14 protein-coding genes and 2 pseudogenes are annotated in these 23,205 nt (G+C 63.2%); 8 read left to right on the top strand and 8 right to left on the bottom strand.

Annotated features, from left to right (window positions below; all coding sequences use genetic code 11):
- Nucleotides 1–265: 265 nt before the first annotated feature.
- The 5 genes from accC to ACIOVD_RS22680 all read right to left on the bottom strand — a co-directional run bounded on the left by accC (nt 266) and on the right by ACIOVD_RS22680 (nt 6,495).
- On the bottom strand, nt 266–1,624 hold the full coding sequence (gene accC, locus ACIOVD_RS22700) for an acetyl-CoA carboxylase biotin carboxylase subunit (RefSeq protein ID WP_095170173.1): 1,359 nt from the start codon (nt 1,622–1,624) through the stop codon (nt 266–268).
- 17 nt (nt 1,625–1,641) lie between these two features.
- The gene (accB, locus tag ACIOVD_RS22695) at nt 1,642–2,103 is read right to left on the bottom strand and encodes an acetyl-CoA carboxylase biotin carboxyl carrier protein (protein ID WP_095170174.1); all 462 of its coding nucleotides are present in this window, start codon (nt 2,101–2,103) and stop codon (nt 1,642–1,644) included.
- Between the two features lie 48 nt (nt 2,104–2,151).
- Nucleotides 2,152–2,604 (bottom strand): type II 3-dehydroquinate dehydratase, encoded by a 453-nt coding sequence (gene aroQ, locus ACIOVD_RS22690; protein WP_095170175.1) that lies wholly within the window; start codon nt 2,602–2,604, stop codon nt 2,152–2,154.
- A gap of 206 nt (nt 2,605–2,810) precedes the next feature.
- Complete coding sequence (locus tag ACIOVD_RS22685; protein ID WP_371917604.1) at nt 2,811–3,359, bottom strand: methyl-accepting chemotaxis protein; 549 nt, start codon at nt 3,357–3,359, stop codon at nt 2,811–2,813.
- Nucleotides 3,360–4,824: 1,465 nt separating this feature from the next.
- A complete protein-coding gene (locus ACIOVD_RS22680; protein WP_401130322.1) occupies nt 4,825–6,495 on the bottom strand; it encodes a diguanylate cyclase in 1,671 nt (556 codons plus the stop codon).
- Nucleotides 6,496–6,780: 285 nt separating this feature from the next.
- Between ACIOVD_RS22680 and ACIOVD_RS22675 the strand changes: the two genes are divergently transcribed.
- The 5 genes and pseudogenes from ACIOVD_RS22675 to ACIOVD_RS22655 form a co-directional block, all read left to right on the top strand.
- Nucleotides 6,781–7,848 carry a DUF2333 family protein gene (locus ACIOVD_RS22675; RefSeq protein WP_095170178.1) on the top strand — a complete coding sequence of 356 codons (1,068 nt, stop codon included), beginning with the start codon at nt 6,781–6,783 and terminating at the stop codon, nt 7,846–7,848.
- A 3-nt stretch (nt 7,849–7,851) separates the two neighbouring features.
- Nucleotides 7,852–8,409 (top strand): NUDIX hydrolase, encoded by a 558-nt coding sequence (locus tag ACIOVD_RS22670; protein WP_401130320.1) that lies wholly within the window; start codon nt 7,852–7,854, stop codon nt 8,407–8,409.
- 218 nt (nt 8,410–8,627) lie between these two features.
- Nucleotides 8,628–8,999 (top strand): translation initiation factor Sui1, encoded by a 372-nt coding sequence (locus ACIOVD_RS22665; protein WP_095170180.1) that lies wholly within the window; start codon nt 8,628–8,630, stop codon nt 8,997–8,999.
- A gap of 221 nt (nt 9,000–9,220) precedes the next feature.
- Complete coding sequence (gene speA / locus ACIOVD_RS22660) at nt 9,221–11,134, top strand: arginine decarboxylase (protein WP_095170181.1); 1,914 nt, start codon at nt 9,221–9,223, stop codon at nt 11,132–11,134.
- A 233-nt stretch (nt 11,135–11,367) separates the two neighbouring features.
- Nucleotides 11,368–11,925: pseudogene (locus ACIOVD_RS22655) on the top strand (contractile injection system protein, VgrG/Pvc8 family); the annotation flags it as partial.
- Between the two features lie 52 nt (nt 11,926–11,977).
- Here the strand turns inward: ACIOVD_RS22655 and ACIOVD_RS22650 are convergent.
- Nucleotides 11,978–12,076 (bottom strand): annotated as a pseudogene (locus ACIOVD_RS22650) (hypothetical protein); the annotation flags it as partial.
- Between the two features lie 835 nt (nt 12,077–12,911).
- Here ACIOVD_RS22650 and ACIOVD_RS22645 point away from each other — a divergent pair.
- Nucleotides 12,912–13,697, top strand: coding sequence for a DUF4123 domain-containing protein (locus ACIOVD_RS22645; protein ID WP_095170183.1), 786 nt, complete (start codon nt 12,912–12,914; stop codon nt 13,695–13,697).
- A gap of 27 nt (nt 13,698–13,724) precedes the next feature.
- On the opposite strand, the gene ACIOVD_RS22640 is transcribed toward ACIOVD_RS22645, so the two are convergent.
- Nucleotides 13,725–15,074 (bottom strand): MATE family efflux transporter, encoded by a 1,350-nt coding sequence (locus tag ACIOVD_RS22640; protein ID WP_401130317.1) that lies wholly within the window; start codon nt 15,072–15,074, stop codon nt 13,725–13,727.
- A 178-nt stretch (nt 15,075–15,252) separates the two neighbouring features.
- Between ACIOVD_RS22640 and ACIOVD_RS22635 the strand changes: the two genes are divergently transcribed.
- Nucleotides 15,253–20,154, top strand: coding sequence for an alpha-2-macroglobulin family protein (locus tag ACIOVD_RS22635; protein ID WP_401130315.1), 4,902 nt, complete (start codon nt 15,253–15,255; stop codon nt 20,152–20,154).
- A 34-nt stretch (nt 20,155–20,188) separates the two neighbouring features.
- Here the strand turns inward: ACIOVD_RS22635 and ACIOVD_RS22630 are convergent, their stop codons facing one another.
- Nucleotides 20,189–20,482 (bottom strand): hypothetical protein, encoded by a 294-nt coding sequence (locus tag ACIOVD_RS22630; RefSeq protein WP_095170186.1) that lies wholly within the window; start codon nt 20,480–20,482, stop codon nt 20,189–20,191.
- Nucleotides 20,483–20,608: 126 nt separating this feature from the next.
- Here ACIOVD_RS22630 and pbpC point away from each other — a divergent pair, with 126 nt between their 5' ends.
- On the top strand, nt 20,609–22,945 hold the full coding sequence (gene pbpC / locus ACIOVD_RS22625) for a peptidoglycan glycosyltransferase PbpC (RefSeq protein ID WP_401130327.1): 2,337 nt from the start codon (nt 20,609–20,611) through the stop codon (nt 22,943–22,945).
- The last annotated feature ends 260 nt before the right edge of the window (nt 22,946–23,205 follow it).

Below are 23,205 nucleotides of genomic sequence, written 5' to 3'. Positions count from 1 at the left end.
ATTGCGGCGGCCCCCCAAATCAATGTCGGAGTACGGGCATGCCGAGCCTAAGCGAGGCACCGAGTGGTGGGGAAAGAGCGTTTTGCTTACTTTTGGGCTGTTCAAAAGTGAGCCGCCGTCAGGCGGAACCATAGGAGGCCGTTACCGCAAAAATGGATATGTACTCGGTCTAATCCCACATCCCGGCCCGCTCCCACAAGGTGGGTGGTGGTGCAGAAACAACAAAGCCGCCCGAAGGCGGCTTTGTCAGGTGCAGCTTCGAAGCTTAGTGCTTCTCGCCCGCCAGCTTGTGCTCGAGGTAGTGGATGTTCACGCCCCCTTTGCAGAAGCCTTCATCGCGGACCAGGTCGCGGTGCAGCGGGATGTTGGTCTTGATCCCGTCAACCACGATTTCGTCCAGCGCATTGCGCATGCGCGCCATGGCTTCGTCACGGGTTGCCCCGTAAGTGATCAGCTTGCCAATCAGCGAGTCGTAGTTCGGCGGAACGGCATAACCACTGTACAGGTGCGAATCGACGCGAACGCCGTTGCCGCCTGGCGCGTGGAAATGCTTGACCGTGCCCGGGCTCGGCATGAAGGTTTTCGGGTCTTCGGCGTTGATCCGGCACTCCAGCGCGTGACCGCGGATGACCACGTCATCCTGGGTGAACGACAGCTTGTTGCCAGCGGCGATGCTCAGCATCTCCTTGACGATGTCGATACCGGTGACCATTTCCGAAACCGGATGCTCAACCTGAACGCGGGTGTTCATTTCGATGAAATAGAACGCGCCATTCTCGTACAGGAACTCGAAGGTGCCGGCGCCACGGTAGCCGATGTCGATGCACGCCTTGACGCAGCGGGCGAAGACTTCCTGGCGAGCCTTCTCGTCGATGCCCGGTGCCGGCGCTTCTTCGAGAACTTTCTGGTGGCGACGTTGCAGCGAGCAATCGCGGTCACCCAGGTGGATGGCGTGGCCCTGGCCATCGGAAAGCACCTGGACTTCCACGTGACGTGGGTTGGTCAGGAATTTTTCCAGATAGACCATCGGGTTGCCGAACGCCGCGCCTGCTTCGGAGCGGGTCAGTTGTGCCGAGGAGATCAGGTCTTCTTCTTTATGCACCACGCGCATGCCGCGACCACCGCCGCCGCCAGCGGCCTTGATGATCACCGGGTAGCCCACTTCGCGACCGATGCGCAGAGCGGTTTCTTCGTCTTCGGGCAGCGGGCCGTCGGAGCCTGGAACGGTGGGTACGCCGGCAGCGATCATGGCGTGCTTGGCCGAAACCTTGTCGCCCATCAGGCGGATGGTTTCAGCTTTCGGGCCGATGAAGGCAAAACCGGAGTTCTCCACCTGTTCGGCGAAGTCAGCGTTTTCCGCGAGGAACCCGTAGCCTGGGTGAATGGCGGTAGCGCCGGTCACTTCGGCTGCGGCGATGATTGCCGGGATGTGCAGGTAAGAGTGCGCGGCCGATGCCGGACCGATGCAAACGGATTCGTCTGCCAGGCCCAGGTGCATCAGCTCCTTGTCGGCCTTGGAGTAAACGGCGACGGTCTTGATACCCATCTCTTTGCAGGCGCGCAGGATCCGCAGGGCAATTTCACCGCGGTTGGCGATCAGGACTTTTTCCAACTTCGCAGTCATCAAAGGCACTCCGCGGTTCAAACGATGGTGAACAGCGGTTGGTCGTACTCAACCGGCTGGCCGTCTTCAACGAGGATGGATTCGATCACACCGCTGGTTTCAGCTTCGATGTGGTTCATCATCTTCATGGCTTCGACGATGCACAGGGTGTCGCCTTTCTTCACGCTTTGGCCTACTTCAACGAAGGACGGCGAAGTCGGCGAAGACTTGCGATAGAAGGTACCTACCATTGGCGAGCGGGCCACGGTGCCGTTGAGCACGGGTGCGGCCGGAGCGGCAGGTGCAGCGGCAGCAGCAGGCGCTGCAGCAACCGGGGCGGCAACAGGTGCAGCCATTGGCGCCGGAGCGTAGTACTGCTGGGCTGGAGTCTTGCTGTGGCGGCTGATACGTACGGACTCTTCGCCTTCCTTGATCTCGAGCTCGTCGATGCCGGACTCTTCCAGCAGTTCGATCAGTTTCTTAACTTTACGGATATCCATGAATCATCAACTCCCAAGGGTCGGTCAGGGGCGTTTAACGCTTGTTGTTCAAGCCGTTGCCGGTCTTTCAAGCTGTTCCAGGGCGGCCTCCAGGGCCAGTCGATAACCGCTGGCGCCAAGGCCGCAGATCACTCCCACCGCTACGTCGGAGAAGTAAGAGTGATGGCGGAAAGGTTCGCGTTTGTGCACGTTAGACAAATGCACTTCGATGAATGGGATGCTCACCGCCAGCAGCGCGTCACGTAATGCGACACTTGTATGCGTAAAAGCTGCTGGATTGATCAGGATGAAGTCCACGCCCTCGACACGAGCTGCGTGAATACGATCGATCAATTCATACTCGGCGTTGCTTTGCAGGTAGAGCAAATGATGGCCGGCGTTACGTGCCCGCTGTTCCAGGTCCTGATTGATCTGGGCCAGGGTGATAGCCCCGTAGACGCCCGGTTCGCGGGTGCCGAGCAGGTTCAGGTTGGGGCCGTGCAGCACCAGTAGGGTCGCCATCTGCTGTTCCTTGTGATCTATGCGTAGTTATCAGAACCCGGCGACTATGCCGCAAAGCAAATGTGACTGTCCAGTTCTCTGCAATAGCCAGCACGATTACCGATGATTGCGCGAAGTATATGACCAACTGATTAAATCTGGTCATTCAAGTTGGCTGCACGTTCGGCGAAGTCCCGGCGACAGGCGAAGCGCCTGCAACAGGTCGCTCAAACACGAAAGGCCTGCACTGCCGTATGCAGTTGCCCGCCCAGCACCAACAGGTTCTCGCCCTGGCTGCGCCCTTGGCCAATGCGCAGCAGATTGTCCCCGCCCAGTTGATGAATGCGTTCGCTGTGATCACGGATTTCGCTGACCGCGCCACTTTGCTGGGCCGTGACATCGGCGATGCGCACGGCGGTATCGGCGATGGTCTGGATCGCATCGACGATTTTATCCAGGGCTCCGTCAGCCGCCTGCGCCTGGCTGGCGGTGGCCTCGGCGTGCTCGACCTGGGCGCGCATGCCGTCCACCGACAAGCGCGCCGCCTGTTGCAAGCCGGCAATCAGGGTCTGGATTTCGGCGGTGGCGCCGGCGGTGCGTTGGGCCAGGGAGCGAACTTCCTCGGCGACCACTGCAAAACCACGGCCCATTTCCCCGGCGCGGGCGGCTTCGATGGCGGCGTTCAGGGCCAGCAGGTTGGTCTGGTCGGCAATCGAGCGAATCACTGTCAGCACGCCGCCGATGGTCGCTGACTCCTCGGCCAGGTGCTCGATCATCTGGGCATTGCCCTGGACCTCGTCGACCAACGCGTGCAGCCCGGTCAGGCTCATGCCGATCACCTGCTGCCCGTGGGCGACTGCCAGGCCCGCATGGCGACTGGCGTCGGCCGCCTGGCTGGCATCGCCGGCCACTTGCACGATAGTGGCTTCCAGCTCGCCCAGGGAGTCGCGGATCAGCGCGGTGTCGCCAGCCTGATGCTCGGCACCGCTGTGCAGTTCGTTGCTCAGTTCGGCCAGCACACGGCTGCTGCCGGCGACTTGTTCGGCGTTGCGCCGGATGGTGCCCACCAGATCCACCAGGTAGGCGCGCAGGCGATTGAGCGATTCTTCGATGTCGTGCAGTTCACGGTTGGTCGCCCCCAAGTGGATGTCGGCGCTGAAATCCCCTTCGGCCCAGGTCGACAAGGCCGGTGCCAGGTTGCTCAGGACCCGTGCCAGGCGTCTTTGCAGAGTGTCGATCAGCAGGGCGATCAACAGAATCAGGCCGATCATCGCGCCCTGGATCAAGCGCACTTCGCCTTGAATCTGCCCATGCTGAGCGCGCACCACGGGCTCCAGCCCGGCGATGGCCTGCTGCACGGCGTCGATTTTCAGGTGGGTGGCGGCGCTCAGTTCGCTGCGTTGGCGAATCTGTTCGCGGGTCCGGGCCAGTTCAGCCGGGTAGCGGGCGAGCAGGCTGGCCAATTCGCGCTTGTAGCCGGTGCCGGCATCTTCGGCGACCGTTTGTTCGTTGCCTTGCAGGCCCATCATCGAGGCGAAGTCGTCGCTGTTCGACGCCTGGCTGCTCGCCACGCCGAGCAATGGCAAGGCGTCGATCAGGTCGGCCTGGCTGCGGATGTTGGTCACTTCACGCTCGACATCGACCGCCAACTCACTGCGGCCACTGCTCACCAATTTGTCCCGGGCCAGGGACAGCTTGCTCAGGTGTTGGGCCGCCGCCAGCAACGCCGGCAAGTAAGCGGCGGATTCCGGGCCGGGGCTGGCGGTGGCGTACTGGCCGAGTTGCTCCAGGCTGGCCCCCAGTTCGCGTTCCGCTTGCAGCAGCAGCGCTTGTGGATCTCCAGCCAGCTTGCCCGCCGCCAGCAGCTCGGTGTTGCTGAACGCCTCGAGGCTGGCCAGGCTTGGGCGCAGGCTTTGCGCCAGCTCGGGGGGCATTTCATCCAGGCCTTGTTGCAGCGTGGTAATCGCCTGGGTGGCGCTGCTCAGGCGCAAGGCGTCGCCGCTTTGCAGGTAGTCTTCGATCTTGCGTGCCACTTGGTTCTGGAACTGCTGGGAGAGCCCCAGGTAACGCTCCATCAGCAGATAAGGACGTTCCAGGGCTTTTTGCGACCACCACAAAGTGGTGCCGAGTGCGAGGCACACCGCCACTAACAGCAGGGTATTGAGATTGGTCAGCCACTTCAGGCGCATCAGGTTTCTACCGACGACAGAATGGTAAGCGCCCGAAGTTATTGCGTTCGTATTACAGCGTTATGACCAAATCGGTGGCTTCCGTAGAAAAAGTGGCACTTTGCCTTGATTGCTGCGCAGCCTGCACCCGATTGCGACCTGCCGCCTTGGCGCGATACAGGGCTTCGTCCGCCTGGCTGGCCATCATCAGGCTGTCGCTGTCTTCACTCAGGTCGACCACGCCGGCGCTGAAGGTGCACCACAGGTCTTGCGGTTGGGCTGGGTAGTGAATCTCGGCAAAGCGTCGACGGATCTGCTCGAGTACTTTGTAGGCCGATTCGATATCGGTGTCGGGCATGACGATGGCGAACTCTTCGCCGCCATAACGACCAATGAAGTCGGTCTTGCGCAGGCGTTGCTTGAGAAACAGCGCCAGGCTCTTGATCACCCGGTCGCCCATGGGGTGGCCGTGGCTGTCGTTGACTCGCTTGAAGTGGTCGATGTCGAGCATGGCAAAACTCAAGGGCTTGTTCTCGCGGCGGGCGCGGAAGCTGCAGTCTTCGAGCAGTTGCAGGATATGGGTGTGGTTATACAGGCCAGTCAGGCTGTCGCGGACCATGCGTGCCTTGAGGTTGCGGGCCCGGGCCGCGCGATTGCGCACGGTGGTGATCAGGTGGCGCGGCTTGATCGGCTTGGTCAGGAAGTCGTCGCCCCCTTCGCTCATGGCGTCCAGTTGCTTATCCAGGTCATCCTCGGCCGACAGGTAGATGATCGGCACGCTGACATAACGGTCGTTGTGTCGGATCACCTTGGCCAGTTCGGTACCGGTGCAGGCCGGCATGTACATGTCGAGAATGATCAGGTCGGGCTGGAAGTCCGCCAGCTCGGCCATGGCCTGGATCGGCTCGATCAAGGTGCGGGTAATGATCCCGGCACTGTTGAGCAGGCGCTCGGTGTACATGGCCTGGGCGCGGGAGTCGTCGATGATCAGCACTTTGTAGGGTTCGTACTGGGCGATGCAGGTCAGCACTTCGATCTTTTCCAGCAGGCTCGAGGCCTCGAGGGTGCCGGTGAGGAACTCCTGGCCGCCGGCCCGGACCGCGGCCAGGCGCGTCGGCGTGTCGGTTTCCAGCAGGCTGAAAAACAGCAGCGGCAGCTTGTGCTCCAGGCCTTCCTGGGCTTGGGCCGCCAGTTGCAGGCCCAAGCCCGGGCCCTCGAAATCGACGTCCATGACAATCGCACTCGGCAGGCGCTCGACCATCGCCGCGCGAAACGCCGCCACGCTGTCCAGGGACTGGGCACTCAGGCCAAAAAACTCCAGCTGCTTGGCCAGGCGTTCGGCACGGTCGTGATCCTGCAGCAACACGTACACCGGCTTGCGCAAGGGCGGCAGATAGGTTTGCTCGAGCTGGTCGCCCTGGCGCAGGCCGGTGCGCGACAAGCGTTGCATCAAGCGGTTGAGGTCGCTGATCAGGCCACTGCTCAAGCGTCCACGATTGGCGTCGACGGCCTGCAGGGACTGGTTGATACCGTGCGCCAACTGGGTATGTTCGGGCTGTTCGAAGCGCTCGGCGAAACGTAGCAGGCGCAGGTTGGCTTCGCTGAGCTCCGCCAGGTCGGTTGTCGACCACTCACTGCCTTGCAGGCGCTGCCAAATCTCAAGAATCTGACGTGCCTGATGAATTACCCGCTGGGCAAAGTGCTGCTTGAGGCGCTCACGGCTGGGGTCTTCTGGCTCGGTCATATCCTGACTACTAGTGAGGGTGCATGCTGAGGTCGAGTGGTGGCTCTATGCTAGCACCACTTTCCAGTTGCATGAGTGTCGCCAGTCAATATTGTGCAAAGCGACTCCATTCAGTTTATGACCGACTGGTCTCGTAGGCTCGTGGCTCTGCTTCATCTATAGTGCTCGCTCGACCGCCACACATGCGGCGCCGTGCCAGGGCAGGATTAATCCGCTGCTGGCGAGGCACGATGGAGTAGGGTTGTGGTCGAACCGATGAACTCAAGTGATTGAAAGGATATCGCCATGCTGGACTGGAAGAACCGTGCAGGCAGCGCGCCCGAGCGCGCCGCCGAACCCAAGTCGGACACCCGCAGCTATTTGGGTGGCCTGCTGTTCAGCCGTGCGCTGGCTACGCTGATCGGTCTGTATCTGCTGGTGACCATCGGCCTGGGCTGGTACTGGAGCGAGGAGCCTGCGCTGTTCCCGGTCCAGCAGAACGCCCAGATCGCCGCCGAGAAAGACGGCAAGCAGATGGTCGTCGGCTACACCACGGTGGAAACCCTGAAGTCGGTGGCCGGTACCTTGCTGAACAAGCCAGGCGGCTACATTTCCAACGACCGGTTCCCGCCGGGCCTGTGGATGGACAACATGCCGAGCTGGGAATACGGAGTGCTGGTACAGGTCCGCGACCTGACCCGGGCCCTGCGCAAAGACTTTGCCCGCTCGCAATCGCAGTCGGCTGAAGACGCCGACCTGGCCAAGGCCGAGCCGCGCTTCAACTTCGACAACAAGAGCTGGGTGCTGCCTTCCAGTGAGTCGGAATACCAGGAAGGCATCAACTCCCTGACCCGCTATCAGGCGCGCCTGTCGGACCCTTCGCAAAAGAACGCGCTGTTCTATGCCCGCGCCGACAACCTGAACAACTGGCTGGGCGATGTCGGCACCCGCCTGGGTTCGCTGTCGCAACGCCTGTCGGCCAGTGTCGGCCGGGTCAAGCTGAACACCTCGCTGAAAACCGAAGTCGTGGCCCCAGGCCAGGTGCCGCAGGTCGACGAGGAAGTGGTGGAAACCCCGTGGATGCAGATCGACAACGTGTTCTATGAGGCGCGCGGCCAGGCGTGGGCCCTGTCGCACTTGCTGCGGGCGATCGAAGTCGACTTTGCCGATGTCCTGGCCAAGAAGAACGCCACCGTCAGCGTGCGCCAGATCATTCGTGAGCTGGAAGCCTCGCAGGAGCCAGTCTGGAGCCCGATGATCCTCAACGGCAGCGGTTTTGGTCCATTGGCCAACCACTCGCTGGTCATGGCCAACTACATTTCGCGGGCCAACGCAGCGGTGATCGACCTGCGTCAGCTGCTCAACCAGGGCTGAGTCATGGTTGATCAAGCCCGGGAGGCCGCGCACCGTGCGGCCTCGGATGCCGAGCAGATCGCCTGGGTCGACGAGCAGGACCACCTGCTCGGCTCACTGGTGCGCTCAGAGTTGCGCGAGCGCGGGCTGATCGGGCGCGGCACCTACATCATGCTGTTCAACTCCAGCGGTGAGTTGTGCGTGCATCAGCGCACCTTCAGCAAGGCGCTCTATCCCGGATTCTGGGATGTGGCGGCCGGCGGCATGGTCGGTGTCGATGAAAGCTACGCCGAGTCGGCGGCCCGGGAGCTTGCGGAGGAATTGGGGGTGAGCGGGGTGGAACTGACCGCCCACGACCATTTTTTCTTCGAGGACACCGACAGCCGCCTGTGGTGTGCGGCGTTTTCGGCGGTCTGGGACGGGCCCTTGATACTGCAACCGGAAGAGGTGCTGCAGGCGCGTTTTATCCCCCTTGCCCAGGTCATGCAGGAAATCAGCGAAAAGCCTTACTGCCCGGACTCTTTGGCGGCCTTGAAACGCTATCTGCGGGCGCGCGGCATCGACGTCGCAAAAGATGCATAAATTGGCGCCGATTGGCTCTTAGCAAGTGAGCTTTTTGTCGTTACACTGCGCGACCTTTTAAAACTGGACCGGTTGGCTTTTGTAGGCGCGAGCAAGCTTCGCTCCTGCAGGGGTATTACCGTTCCAGTAGCGCTGCCCCTGCCTGAGTGGGGCTTCGCGGTCGATAGCCCGTGCCAACGTGGCTGCGACCAGTCTTTGTCCTCCCAAGAGGATTGCCGGTGGCCAAAAAAGCCGCATCCTTCGCCGCCCTTGGTGGCCTGGTATTTTCCACCGACGCAGGTCGGCATTGCCCGGACTGTAGCCAGCCCGTGGCAGCCTGTATCTGCCAACAAACCGTTATCCCGGCCGGTGATGGCATCGCGCGCGTGCGCCGCGAAAGCAAGGGCCGTGGCGGCAAGACGGTGACCACCATCAGCGGCGTACCGCTGGCCGAAGACGCGCTCAAGGACCTGGCCACGACGTTGAAGAAACGCTGTGGCACCGGCGGTGCGTTGAAGGACGGGGTCATCGAAATCCAGGGTGATCATGTCGAGCTACTCTTGGCAGAGCTGATCAAGCACGGTTTCAAAGCGAAGAAATCCGGCGGCTAGCAGCCTCTGTGAAGACCACCCGACTTGACGCAGGCCTGATCCCGATCAGCGTCGGCGGCGTCTCCATGGTTTTCACAGAGCCTGTTCTGACCGGTTTCTAAACTCAGGGCTGCATTCGAGGTCTATCCCCTCGTTGCAGGCTAATCGTCATTTTCATTCTTTAAGCTGCGCCAGCCCTCAACCCGGGTGGCGCTCTTTGACTTCATTTATAGGGGACTTCGATGTCCGTACGACGCACACGCAAAGACGATGGCAGCCAATGGACAGTTGCGGACAGCCGCAGTGTTTACGGGATTCGCCATTGGGGGGCCGGGTATTTCGCGATCAATGACGCCGGTCGCGTCGAAGTTCGTCCGAACGGTCCGAACAGCTCGCCTATCGACCTGTTCGAGCAAGTCGACCAGTTGCGCAAAAGTGGCCTGTCCTTGCCGTTGCTGGTCCGTTTCCCGGACATTCTGCAAGACCGCGTGCGTCAGTTGACCGGCGCCTTCGATGCGAACATCGAGCGCCTGGAATACCAGAGCAAATACACCGCCCTGTACCCGATCAAGGTTAACCAGCAAGAAGCGGTGATCGAGAACATCATCGCTACCCAGGATGTGTCCATCGGCCTTGAAGCCGGTTCCAAGCCTGAGCTGCTGGCCGTGCTGGCCCTGGCGCCGAAGGGCGGCACCATCGTCTGCAACGGTTACAAGGACCGTGAGTTCATCCGCCTGGCGCTGATGGGCCAGAAGCTCGGCCACAACGTATTCATCGTGATCGAGAAAGAATCCGAAGTCGGCCTGGTGATCGAAGAAGCCGCCTCGCTCAAGGTCAAGCCACAGGTCGGCCTGCGGGTACGCCTGTCGTCCCTGGCTTCGTCCAAGTGGGCGGACACCGGTGGTGAGAAATCCAAGTTCGGCCTGTCGGCGGCGCAACTGCTGTCGGTGGTCGAGCGCTTCCGCGCCGCTGGCCTGGACCAGGGCATCCGCCTGCTGCACTTCCACATGGGTTCGCAGATCGCCAACCTGGCGGACTACCAGCACGGTTTCAAGGAAGCAATCCGTTACTACGGCGAGTTGCGCAACCTCGGCCTGCCGGTCGACCACATCGACGTCGGCGGCGGCCTGGGTGTGGACTACGACGGTACGCACTCGCGTAATGCCAGTTCGATCAACTACGACATGGACGATTACGCCGGTGTCGTGGTCGGGATGCTCAAGGAATTCTGCGACGCGCAGAGCCTGCCACACCCGAACATCTTCTCCGAAAGCGGCCGTTCCCTGACCGCCCACCACGCCATGCTGGTGGTGCAGGTGACCGACGTCGAGAAACACAACGACGACGTACCGCAGATCGAGAACAAGGAAGCACTGCCGGAAACCGTGCAATGGCTGGTGGACCTGCTGGGTCCGACCGACATCGAGATGGTCACCGAAACCTACTGGCGCGCCACTCACTACATGAGCGACGTGGCGGCCCAGTACGCCGATGGCAAGCTGACCCTGGCCGAGAAAGCCCTGGCCGAGCAATGCTACTTCGCCGTCTGCCGTCGCCTGCACAACTCGTTGAAGGCCCGTCAGCGCTCGCACCGCCAGGTGCTCGACGAACTCAACGACAAGCTGGCCGACAAGTACATCTGCAACTTCTCGGTATTCCAGAGCCTGCCAGATACCTGGGCCATTGGCCAGGTCCTGCCGATCCTGCCGCTGCACCGTCTCGACGAAGAGCCGCTGCGCCGCGCCGTGCTGCAAGACCTGACCTGCGACTCCGACGGCAAGATCAAGCAGTACGTCGACGAGCAGAGCATCGAGACCAGCCTGCCGGTGCATGCCCTCAAGGACGGTGAAGACTACCTGCTGGGGATCTTCCTGGTGGGTGCCTACCAGGAAATCCTCGGCGATATGCACAACCTGTTTGGTGACACCGACTCGGTGAACATCTACCAGAATGCCGACGGCAGTGTTTATCACGCTGGGATCGAGACCCACGACACCATCGAGGACATGCTGCGCTACGTGCACTTGTCGCCGGAAGAGCTGATGACTCACTACCGCGACAAAGTCGCCAGCGCGCGGATCACCGCTGCCGAGCGTACCCAGTTCCTCGACGCACTGCGCCTGGGCCTGACTCGTTCTTCGTACCTGTCTTCCTGAGGTAACGAACCGCTGAAACCAGGCTGTCTGAAAATGTTCCGCGTCTTACGGAAAATTCGGATGGTCTGGTAAGGCGATTCCTAGTTTTTTCAGCGATTTTTAATGGTGTAGCACTATCAACGATGGTGCTTCCTCATTTCATGTAGTCCATTTCCCAAGTTGTATTTCGGCACTCTACTCGGCCATGTCTCTCAGCGAGAATCCCCGGCCGCCCCTCCTGTAGAGAAAAGCCGATGTTCGATCCCCTTTACGAGCCGTCATTTCGTCTGGAGATAGCGGGTCAACCCCAGCCCCTGGTCGTGGTCGCGTTAAGCGGCAGCGAAGCCATCAGCCAACCCTATGCATTCTTGCTGGACTTGCACCTGGACGAGCGCCAGTTGGACCTGTCCAGCCTGATGTTTCGCGCGGCCTATCTGTGTTTCGGCACGGCGGTCAGCGGCATTCATGGACAGATCCAGGGCCTGGTGCCGCTTCACGATGAAGCACAACCTGGCCTCTGGCGTGTGACCCTGGGCCCGCGACTGGCCTGTCTGGCACGTCGCTTCACCCAGCGTGTATTCAGCGGATTGTCGGTGCCGCAGATCCTCGCCCAGGTGTTGAGTGAGCACGGCATTGACGGGCAGGCTTGCCGATTCGAATTGCGCGGTGAGTATCCGGCACTGGAGTTCTGCACTCAGTACCGTGAATCCGACCTGGCGTTTGTCCAGCGCCTGTGTGGCCAGCAGTCGATTGACTACCACTTCCGGCACCGCCGAGCAGGCCATTGCCTGGTGTTTAGCGATTGCGGGCAGCACCACTGCGTGGCCGAGACGCTGAGCTTCGGGGTTGAAGGTGCCGCCGGTGTCAGGCGATTTGCAGTGCATGCGCAAGCGGACGGCATCCATGTGCAGGCAGCAACCGAGCGGCCCACAGTGCGCGCTGGGCGGCTTTTATCCTGCTCCGGACACGCCAGCACCGAGGGCACTGGCCAGTGGTTGATCACCCGGGTCGAACATTGCGCGAGCCAGCACGACGTGCCGCACTATCACAATCGACTGCGGGCCATTCCGTGGGGCGTGCCGTACGTGCCAGCCGAATCGCCGGCGAAACCGCGCATGAGCAGCCTGCAACTCGGCTGGGTGGTGAGCGTGGACGGCCAACACCGTGATGCGCAGCAGCGGATCGCGGTGCAACTGGAGTGGCTGTACCAGGGCGAGGGCGGTCGTCCCAGTCATTGCTGGTTGCCGGTGGCTGCGCATTTATCTGTCCAGGCGATAAACGCTCTCAGGACAGGTGTGGAGGTGTACGTCAGCTATACCGAGGGTGATCCGGACCAGCCCTTGATCTGTGGCGTGCTCGTCACGCCACTGCAGACCGGGGATAACCTGGCTGCTACCGGCTCGCCTGCGACACGCTTGCAACTGCAGATCAGTGCGGCAGCATTCATGGGGAGCGAGCAACAGCTGCAAGTGTCGCCCGGGCCGGAACAGGCCGTTGGCCCCAGCGTTGAACGGCAGTTCAAGGTCGGTTACAGCGAAGTGAGTTTCGACGGTGAAACCTTGCGCCTGTCCAGCCCGAACATTCACCTCAAGGCCATGGAACCGCCCACGGTCGAGACCCCGAGTGCAACCATGGAGGAAGTGCCTGCGATCGCGGCCCAGGACTTGCTGACCCTGCTGCGCACCAGTCAGCCGCTGGTGTTGCTGTGCCTGCTGCCCGGTGGTGGCAGCTACAGCCATTGCCGCCAGTTCATCTGCGTGTGTCGCACGGCGACAGGTGATGGCCTGAGTGGTGCAGCATGAGCCTGACTCGCACAGCGCAATGGCTGTTGCTCGACATACCCGCCGCACCGCAGGCCTGCAGCCGGTTGCAGCACGGCTTTGCCGGCGCGGTGCGGCACGCGTTGTTTGCCAACACCGACCTTCATGGGTTGCGCGAGCAGGGGCCGCAGGTGATCGAATTGGCGAGCCACGCGAGGCTGGCCGATTGCGTCCATGATCAGCCGGAAGACTGGCCTGGGCTACTGTTGCAGACCTCGGTGTCGGCAGGTCCGTTGCTCGAGCACTTGCGGCGCATGCTCACGGTGACCTTCGGCCTGCATCACAAGGGCCTGTTGAGCTACTACAACCCCTGGACCGCCAGCTACTTCTTCGATGCCCGCGACGCCAGTGAGTTAAGCCGCTGGTTGGGGCCGATCGACCGGTTGTACTGGTACGGCGGCACCTGGGCGGATCGGGCCATGGGCAGCCTGGGGTGGCAGCAGATGGTCAATCCGCGCCGGGCTGTAAGTGAGCTGGCGATCGAAGACAACCTCAGCCAGCACCAGCAGGATAAGTTGCAGACGTGTTTGCTGGAGCGCCATGCCTGGTCGTGGTGCCGGGCCACTGGACATGATTATGGGGTGATCTGGTGCTGCCTCGAGGAAGGCTTGGAACAGGGCTTCACCGAGCACGCGGTGCTGGACGGCTGGTTGCGCCTGCGCCTGCAATACCCATCCGCCACGCTGCAGGTGGTTCTGCCGGGAGGCACTCAGCAGGAGCGTCTGGACAGCCTGCGTCAGCACTGGCGCAACGATCCGACTTGAAGCCGGCGTCTGCGCCAGTACGGTGGTTCACTGCGTGTGGCCGGTGAACCATTGGTCCTTGTTGCGCAGGTGCCAGGCGAATACGCCCAGGGTCAGGCTGCGCAGCAACATGAACAGCAGGAATGTCAGCCACAGGCCATGGTTGCCCAGGCCTTGCAGGGCCCAGGCGAACGGCAGGACGATGACCACGGTCAACAGCATGCCGTTGCGCATTTCCCGCGCGCGGGTGGCGCCGATGAACAGGCCGTCGAGCAGGTAGCTCCAGACCGCAATCAGGGGCAGGGCGGCCAGGTAAGGCAAGTAGCTGAAAGCGGTGTCGCGCACGCTCTGGATATCCGTCTGCATTTCAATGAACAGGTGCCCGGCACACAGAAACAACAGGGCGAAGCCAGTGCTGGCGATCAACGACCAACCGCAAGCCACCACCAGCGAACGGCGCAGGGCCTGGCGATCACGGGCGCCGATGGCGTGGCCGCACAGCGCCTCCACGGCATGCGCCAGGCCATCGAGGGCGTGGGCTGTCAACAGCAGGCCGTTGAGCAACAGGGCATTGGCTGCCACCGTCGCATCACCGAGTCGGGCGCCCTGCACCGTGATCATGAAAAATACCGACTGCAGCGCCAGGCTGCGGATGAAGATATCCCGGTTGACCGCCAGCAGCGGCCGCCAGCTCTGCCAGGTCGCCAGTGCCGCCCAGGCCATATGCCCGGGGAAAGCGCGCAGGGCGCTGCGGGTCATGGCCAGGCCGAGCAGGGCGCCAGTCCATTCGGCGATCACCGACGCCCGGGCCGAGCCGACCACACCCCACTCCAGGCCAATGACGAACCACAGGTTGAGGGCAATGTTCACCAGGTTGGTGGTCAGCAGGATCGCCAGTGGCGCGCGGGCGTTCTGGGTGCCGAGGAACCAGCCGACCAGCGCATAGCTGGCCAGGGCCGCAGGCAAGCCAAACAGCCGGGTGTGGAAAAACTCCCGAGTCAGGTGTTCGAGCTCCGCCGACGGCTGCATGAAGTGCAGCGCCACGCCACTCAGTGGCACGCCCAGGCTGCCCAGCAGCACGGCCAGCCCCAGCGCCAGCAGCAGGCCCTGCAGCAAGATCTGGCGCAAGGCCGCGCCGTCCCCGCGTCCGGCGGCCTGGGCCGCGAACCCGGTGGAGCCCATGCGCAGGAAACCCATGGCCCAGGCCAGGAAGGTGTACAGGCTGGCACCGATCGCCACGGCGCCCAGTTGGTGGGCGTGGGGCAGGTGGCCGATCACGGCACTGTCGACCAGCGCCACCAACGGCACCGAGAGGTTGGAGAGAATCATCGGCGCGGCGAGCGCCCAGACACGGCGATGGGTCGGGCGGTCGCGCCAGTCGTTGATCAGGGTGGACATGCAGGCTCCTTGGGCGAGCGGCATTGTAGCGGCAGATCCGCAGGGGCGGTGGTTCGGGATCAGCGGCGATCAGCTCCCGGGCGCCGAACCAAACACCCAACCGTCGGTCAATCACTCCAGCCCGGCAAGCGCTTGGGCTATAGTTCAACCCTTCGATACTCCTGCCCACGAGTGCCCCATGCTTAACAAAGGATTGTTTCTGGCCGCTGCGCTGACCTTGCTCAGCGCCTGCGATTCATCGACTCCCGGCCAACCCCCGGCCAGCTCCGCACCGGCGGCCACGGTCAGCGCCGCCAAGACGCACACCGGGCAAGACCTGGCGGCGCTGAAGCAGCGCTACGCCGGCCGTGAGTTGAGCGTGGTGGATGTCTCGGAAATCCAGCTCGACGGTGCCAGCACCCTGTCGGTGAGCTTTTCGGTGCCGCTGGACCCCCAGCAGAAATTCGCCGACAAGCTGCACCTGGTCGACAGCAAAAGCGGCAAGGTCGATGGTGCCTGGGAGCTTTCCGACAACCTGATGGAGCTGCGCCTGCGTCACCTTGAGCCGCAGCGCAAGCTGGTGCTGACGGTGGATGCCGGATTGCTGGCGGTCAACGACGCCAAGCTGACCGGCGAATATGTCAGCCGCCTGGAAACCCGCGACCTGCAACCGACCGTAGGGTTTGCCAGCCGTGGCAGTCTGCTGCCGACGCGCCTGGCCGAAGGCCTGCCGGTGATTGCCCTGAATGTCGACAAGGTCGACGTCGAATTTTTCCGGATCAAATCCGAATCGCTGCCAGCGTTCCTCGCCCAATGGGGTCGCAACAACAGCCTGCAAAGCTATGAGTCCCGTGAACTGCTGCCCATGGCCGAGTTGGTGTATGGCGGCCGCTTTGACCTGAACCCGGCGCGCAACACCCGTGAAACCCTGCTGTTGCCGATCGCCGGCCTCAAGCCCCTGCAGCAACCGGGCGTCTACCTGGCGGTCATGCGCGCCTCGGGCACGTACAACTATTCGCAACCTGCGACCCTGTTTACCCTCAGTGACATCGGCCTCTCGGTGCACCGCTACCAGAACCGCCTGGACGTGTTCACCCAAGCCCTGGAGGGCGGCAAGGCGCTGGACGATGTCAGCCTGGAGTTGCTCGACAGCGACGGCCGCGTGGTCGGCCAGGGCAAGACTGGGCAGGGCGGCCACGCTCAGTTGCCGCTGCCGAAAAAAGCCGAAGTGCTCCTCGCCCACCAGGGCCAGCAGACCAGCCTGCTGCGACTCAACAGTGCAGCGTTGGACCTGGCCGAGTTCAACATCGGCGGCCCCCAGTCCCATCCATTGCAGTTCTTCGTGTTCGGCCCGCGTGACCTCTACCGCCCCGGCGAAACCGTGCTGCTCAACGCCCTGCTGCGCGACGCCGACGGCAACGCGGTCAAGCCGCAGCCGGTGAGTGTCGAAGTGCGGCGCCCGGACGAGCAGGTCAGTCGCAAGTTCGTCTGGGACGCCGATGCCTCCGGCCTGTATCAGTATCAGTTGCAGCTGGCCGGCGAAGCGCCGACCGGGCGTTGGCAGTTGGTGTTCGACCTGGGCGACGGCAAGCCACAACTCTACGAGTTTCTCGTCGAAGACTTCCTTCCCGAACGCCTGGCCCTCGAACTCAAGGGCAGCGAGCAACCGATCAAACCGGGCGACACCGCGCAAATCAGCGTCAATGGTCGTTATCTCTACGGCGCGCCGGCCGCCGGCAATCGCTTGAGTGGCCAGGTGTACGTGCGACCGCTGCGTGAGGCGGTCAAGAGCCTGCCGGGTTATCAATTCGGCTCGGTGACCGAAGAGGAGCTGAGCCAGGACCTGGAGCTGGAGGAAACCGCGCTGGACGAAGACGGCGAAGTGCTGATCTCCCTCGACAGCAAATGGGCCGAAGCCAAGTCACCGCTGCAACTGATCGTCCAGGCCAGCCTGCAGGAGTCCGGTGGCCGGCCGATTACCCGGCGCGTGGTGCAACCGGTGTGGCCGGCGGAGCGCATGCCGGGGCTGCGCGCCTTGTTCGATGGCGAGGAAACCGACGGCGATGGTCCGGTCGAGTTCGAACTGTTGATGGCCGACAACCAGGGCCAGAAGCTGGCCGCCGACAACCTCAAGGTGCGCTTGATTCGCGAGCGCCGCGACTACTACTGGAACTACTCGGACAACGATGGCTGGAGCTATCACTTCAACGAGAAGTTCCTAAACCTTGCCGAAGAGACCCTGAGCATCAAGGCCGGTGACACGGCCAAGGTCAGCTTCCCGGTGGAGTGGGGCCCTTATCGGGTGGAAGTCGAAGACCCACAGACCGGGGTGACCAGCAGCCTGCGCTTCTGGGCCGGCTACCGCGCCCAGGACAACGCCGAAGGCGGAGCAGTGCGTCCGGACCAAGTGAAACTGGCGCTGGATAAACCGGCCTATGCCGATGGCGACACGGCCATGGTCACGGTAACGCCACCGGCGGCCGGCAAAGGCTACCTGCTGGTGGAGTCGGCCGATGGCCCGCTGTGGTGGCAGGAAATCGAAGTGCCGGCCGAGGGCAAGAGCTTTGCCGTGAAGCTCGATCCGAAATGGTCGCGGCACGATCTGTATGTCAGCGCGCTGGTGATTCGTCCCGGTGAGCGCAAGGCCAACGTCACCCCCAAGCGTGCGGTCGGCGTGCTGCACCTGCCGCTGGATCGGACCCAGCGCAAGCTTGGCCTGAGCCTGAGTGCACCGGAAAAAATGCGCCCCAAACAGCCGCTGAGCGTGAAGATCCAGGCCAGGAATGCCGACGGCAGCGTGCCAAAACAGGTGCACGTGCTGTTGGCTGCAGTCGATGTCGGCATCCTCAATATCACCGAGTACCCGACCCCGGATCCCTACTCCAGCCTGTTTGGACGCAAGGCCTACGGCGCTGACCAATTGGACGTCTACGGGCAATTGATCGAAGCCGGCCAAGGCCGTCTGGCCAGCCTGGCCTTTGGTGGTGATGCGGCGCTGGCCAAGGGCGGCAAACGCCCGGACACCAGCGTGACCATCGTCGCCCTGCAGAGCGCACCGGTTACCCTCAACGAGCAGGGTGAAGGTCAGGTCAGTGTCGATATTCCGGACTTCAACGGCGAACTGCGCTTGATGGCCCAGGCCTGGACCGACGATCGCTACGGTATGGCCGAAGCCAAGACGGTGATCGCCGCGCCTTTGATCGCCGAACTCTCGGCGCCACGCTTCCTCGCTGGCGGCGACCAGACCAGCCTGGCGCTGGACCTGTCGAACCTCTCGGGCAAGGCGCAGACGCTGCAGGTGCAACTGAGCACCGAGGGCCAACTGGCCCTAGTGGACACGGCGGCCCACAGTGTGGCGTTGACCCCGGGCCAGCGCACCACCTTGCGCATTCCCCTGCGCGCCCTCGGTGGTTTTGGCCAGGGCAAGGTCAAGGTGCTGGTCAACGGCCTCGACTTACCGGGCGAGAGCCTGCCGCCGTTTACCCGGGAGTGGACCCTGGGCGTGCGGCCGGCCTATCCGGCGCTGCTCAAGCACTATCGCGCGGTACTCAAGGAGCAACCCTGGAGCCTGCCTGACAGTGAACTGGCACTGTTCGAACCGGCCGGGCGCGAAGCCTTGCTCAGCCTGTCGAGCCGGCCACCGCTGAACCTGGGCGAGCAGATCCGTGCACTCAAAGCCTACCCCTATGGTTGTTCCGAACAAACCACCAGCGGCCTGTACCCGTCGCTGTATGCCGACGCGGCGAGCCTGAAACGCCTGGGCCTGGAAGGCGAGCCGGAAGCTGCGCGCAAGCGCAAGATCGAACTGGGCATCGAACGTTTGCTGGGCATGCAGCGTTACAACGGTAGCTTCGGCCTGTGGGGCGCCGACGGGGAGGAGGAGTACTGGCTGACAGCCTACGTCACCGACTTCCTGCTGCGCGCCCGCGACCAGGGTTTCGGCGTGCCGGCCGATGCCCTGAAAAAAGCCAACGAGCGCCTGCTGCGTTACCTGCAGGAGCGCAACCTGATCGAAGTCGACTACAGCGAAAACGCCGAGCACACGCGGTTTGCGGTGCAGGCCTATGCCGGCCTGGTATTGGCCCGCAGCCAACAGGCACCTTTGGGCGCGCTGCGCAGTCTGTTCGAGCGGCGCAGCGATGCCCGTTCCGGGTTGCCACTGGTGCAATTGTCGGTGGCCCTGCAGCTCATGGGCGATCAACCACGCGCCGCGCAGGCGCTGGTCGCGGGGCTTGCGGCGACACGCAAGGCCAACGACTGGCTGGCCGACTACGGCAGCCCGCTGCGGGACCAGGCGCTGATTCTGGCGTTGCTGCAGGAATACGACCTGGACAAGGGCAAGCGCGAAGAGCGCTTGTTCGAGCTGTCCGACCAGTTGGCTGCCAGCCCGTACCTGTCGACCCAGGAGCGCAACTCGCTGTTCCTCGCCGGCCGTAGTTTGCTGGGCAAGCCTGAAGCCAACTGGACTGCGCAGTTGAGCAGTGGCACGCAAACCCGTGAGCTGAACAACGCCCAGCCCGGGCTCAAGCTGCAAGGGCCGTTGCTGGCCTCGCCGCTGACGCTGAGCAATGCCGGCAGCGAGCCGGTCTATCAACAGCTGACCATCTCCGGTTATCCACTGCAGGCGCCGGCACCGGGTGGCGAGAACCTGAACATCCGCCGTGAGTACCTGGGCATGAACGGCCAGCCTCTGGACCTCAAGGCGTTGGCCAGCGGCGACCTGGTACTGGTGCATATCGCCGTCAGCGCCAAGCAGCGCGTGCCGGATGCCTTGGTGGTGGACTTGTTGCCGGCCGGCCTGGAGCTGGAAAACCAGAACCTGGCCCAAAGCGCCGCAAGCCTGGAAAACGCCAGCAGCAAGGTCAAGGAGTGGCGTGAGTCGATGCAGAACGCCAGCCTCAAGCACCAGGAGTTCCGTGACGATCGTTACGTCGCAGCGTTGAACCTCGACGGCTATGGCACCACGCACCTGCTGTATCTGGCGCGGGCGGTCACGCCCGGCACCTATCGTGTACCGCCGCCGCAAGTGGAGTCGATGTACCGGCCGAACTGGCAGGCGGTGGGTGAGACGGTGCCAGAGATGGTAATCAAGGGCCGTTGAATGCTGCGGCTTTATCTACGAGGGGTTGGGTGGTTCAGTGAATCACCCAACTCAACACCCACAACCCCAATACCAGCCAGATGATCCCGCCGATGATCGAGGCGCGCATGAAGGCGCGGATGGCCGAGTACAGCAGCAACAGGCCGACCACCAGCGCAAGGATGCTGACGATCGAAGTGTCCATGCCCAGCGCCTGTGACAGCCCTTCGACAAAGTTGCCGCCAGCGTGGCTCAAGGTGTTGAACAACCCGCTGAGTATGTCGACGATGAAGCGGATGACCGACCCCAGCGCCTGGCCGAGCCATTCGAAAAAGCTTTCTACCTGCATGTGTGCATCCTGATGAAAGAGTGGGCGTGGGTGCCAGAGCTGAGTCTTTGGCTGTTGAATCTGTGGGTGAGTTCCCTTGAAGCATAGAGGTTTGCGGGTTTGATTTTTCCAATACTAACGCGGCGCCTGGGTTCGTGGTGCAAGCGGGCGTGGCGTTGGCTGCTGGGCAGCGTGGTGCTGCTGGTGGCCCTGGTGTGGCTGGCCGACCGGCTCTGGCCGTTGCCCCTGCCCAAGGACGATCTGGCGCGGGTGGTGCTGGCCGAAGACGGCACGCCGCTGTGGCGCTTCGCCGATGCCAACGGCGTGTGGCGTTACCCGGTGCAGACAAGCGAAGTTTCGCCCTATTACCTCCAGGCACTGCTGACCTACGAAGACCGTTGGTTCTACCAGCATCCCGGGGTCAACCCGCTGGCGCTGGGCCGGGCGGCGTGGCAGAACCTGAGCGGCGGTCGGGTGTTGTCCGGCGGTAGCACGCTGTCGATGCAGGTGGCGCGTCTGCTCGATCCCCATCCGCGGACGCTGCTGGGCAAGTCGCGGCAACTGTGGCGCACGGCCCAGCTGGAATGGCATTTGTCCAAGGATCAGATTCTCAACCTGTACCTCAATCGCGCACCGTTCGGCGGCACCTTGCAAGGCGTGGCCGCCGCCAGTTGGGCGTATCTGGGCAAGTCACCGCAGCACCTGACCCACGCCGAAGCGGCGTTGCTTGCGGTGTTGCCACAAGCGCCCAGTCGCTTGCGCCCTGACCGCCATCCGGCCCGCGCGCAAGTAGCGCGGGACAAGGTGCTGCGCCGGCTCGGTGAATTTGCCGTGTGGCCGCAGTCGGCGGTCGACGAGGCCCTGGAGGAACCCTTGCTGCTGGCGCCCCGCCTGGAGCCCAGCCTGGCGCCCTTGTTGGCGCGCCGCTTGAACCGCCCGCACAGCCCGCCGTTGATTCGCACCACCCTCGACGCCAATTTGCAGCGGCGTCTCGAGGACCTGTTGCTGGGCTGGCGCGCGCGCCTGCCTGAGCACACCTCGGCGGCGATTCTGGTGGTCGAGGCACAAAGCATGGCAGTGCGTGCCTACCTGGGCTCGGTGGACATCAACGACACCCGGCGCTTCGGCCATGTCGACATGATCAGCGCCCTGCGCTCGCCGGGGTCGACGCTCAAGCCGTTCCTCTATGGCATGGCCATGGACGCCGGGCTGATCCATTCCGAGTCGCTGCTGCAGGACGTGCCCCGGCGTTATGGCGATTACCGCCCGGGCAACTTCTCCATGGGCTTCAGCGGCCCGGTGCCGGCCAGCAGTGCGCTGTCGACTTCCCTGAACCTGCCGGCGGTGCAGTTGCTCGAAGCCTACGGTCCGAAACGCTTTGCCGCCGAAATGCGCATCGGCGGCATGCCATTGGCCTTGCCGCCCCTGGCCGAGCCCAACCTGTCGCTGATCCTCGGCGGTGCCGGGAGCCGGCTGGAGGACTTGGTCAGCGGCTACAGCGCCTTTGCCCGTGGCGGCAAGAGCGCCACTATCCGCTTGCAGCCCGACGACGAACTGCGCGAACGGCCGCTGCTGTCGCCGGGTTCGGCGTGGATCGTGCGGCGCATTCTCAGTGGGCAGGCGCGCCCCGACCGTGACCCGCGAGCCGAGTTGGTGCAGCGCCCGGTGCTGGCCTGGAAAACCGGCACCAGCTATGGTTTTCGTGATGCCTGGGCGATTGGCGTCGGCCCGCGTTACCTGATCGGCATCTGGATCGGCCGCCCGGACGGCACCCCGGTGCCCGGGCAGTTTGGCCTGGCCTCGGCGGCACCGCTGATGCTGCAGGTACACGATGTGCTGATCAACCGTGACAGTCAGCGTGGCATCAGCGCCCCGGTGCAGCCGGTGCCCTTGAACGTCGGGGTGGCTGCGATCTGCTGGCCCCTGGGACAGCCCATGAGCCGTACCGACCCCAACTGCCGCCGCCAGCGCTTCGCCTGGACCCTGGACGGCACCACGCCGCCGACCTTGCAAGCCATGGACCAGCCCCTGGGCGTGGGCCTGGTGGAAAAAATCTGGGTTAACGAGCGTGGGCTGCGAGTCGACGCCAAGTGTCCGGGGGCGGTGGCCCGGGATATCGCCTTGTGGCCGGCACCGCTGGAGCCTTGGTTGCCGCGGGTCGAACGGCGCGAAGCGCGCTTGCCGGCCAACGATCCGGATTGCCCGGGTCCGCTGCTGGCGGCATCCTCACCGTTGTCGATTGTCGGCGTGCGCGAGGGTGATCAACTACGGCGCCCGGCCGCCAGCCAGGAGTTGCTGCGCCTGAAGTTGTCGGCATTGGGGGGCAGCGGTCGGCGTTGGTGGTTTGTCAATGGCGCACCGCTGGGTGACAGCGCTAACCAGGACAGTATCAACGCGACTTTCGAACAGCTTGGACGGGTTGAATTGAGCGTGCTGGATGAGGGCGGGCAGACGGCGCGGGTCGAGTTCAATGTCGTCGATTAGAGCGCCAGCGTGAGCAGACGGAGCTGTGCTGAATACGGTGGAGCCTGTGGGAGCGGGCTTGCCCGCGTGTGGGAGCGGGCTTGCCCGCGATGACGATCTGCGCCACACCACAGATCTCGGCAGCTGCTACGGGTTTGGGCGGTGTATAAAAAACTTGCAAGCTCCCACAGGGGCGAGTCGGCAGTGCTGCGTCTGCTCGCGATCTGTCGCTTAGCGACAGCTTGCTTCCTGCGGTCATCCGCCCGAAGCTATACGCCTTC

The organism is Pseudomonas sp. NPDC087626 (assembly GCF_044743405.1).
GTDB lineage: Bacteria > Pseudomonadota > Gammaproteobacteria > Pseudomonadales > Pseudomonadaceae > Aquipseudomonas.
Note: the sequence above shows the minus strand (reverse complement) of the source record. Positions and strands in the feature narration are given on the sequence as shown.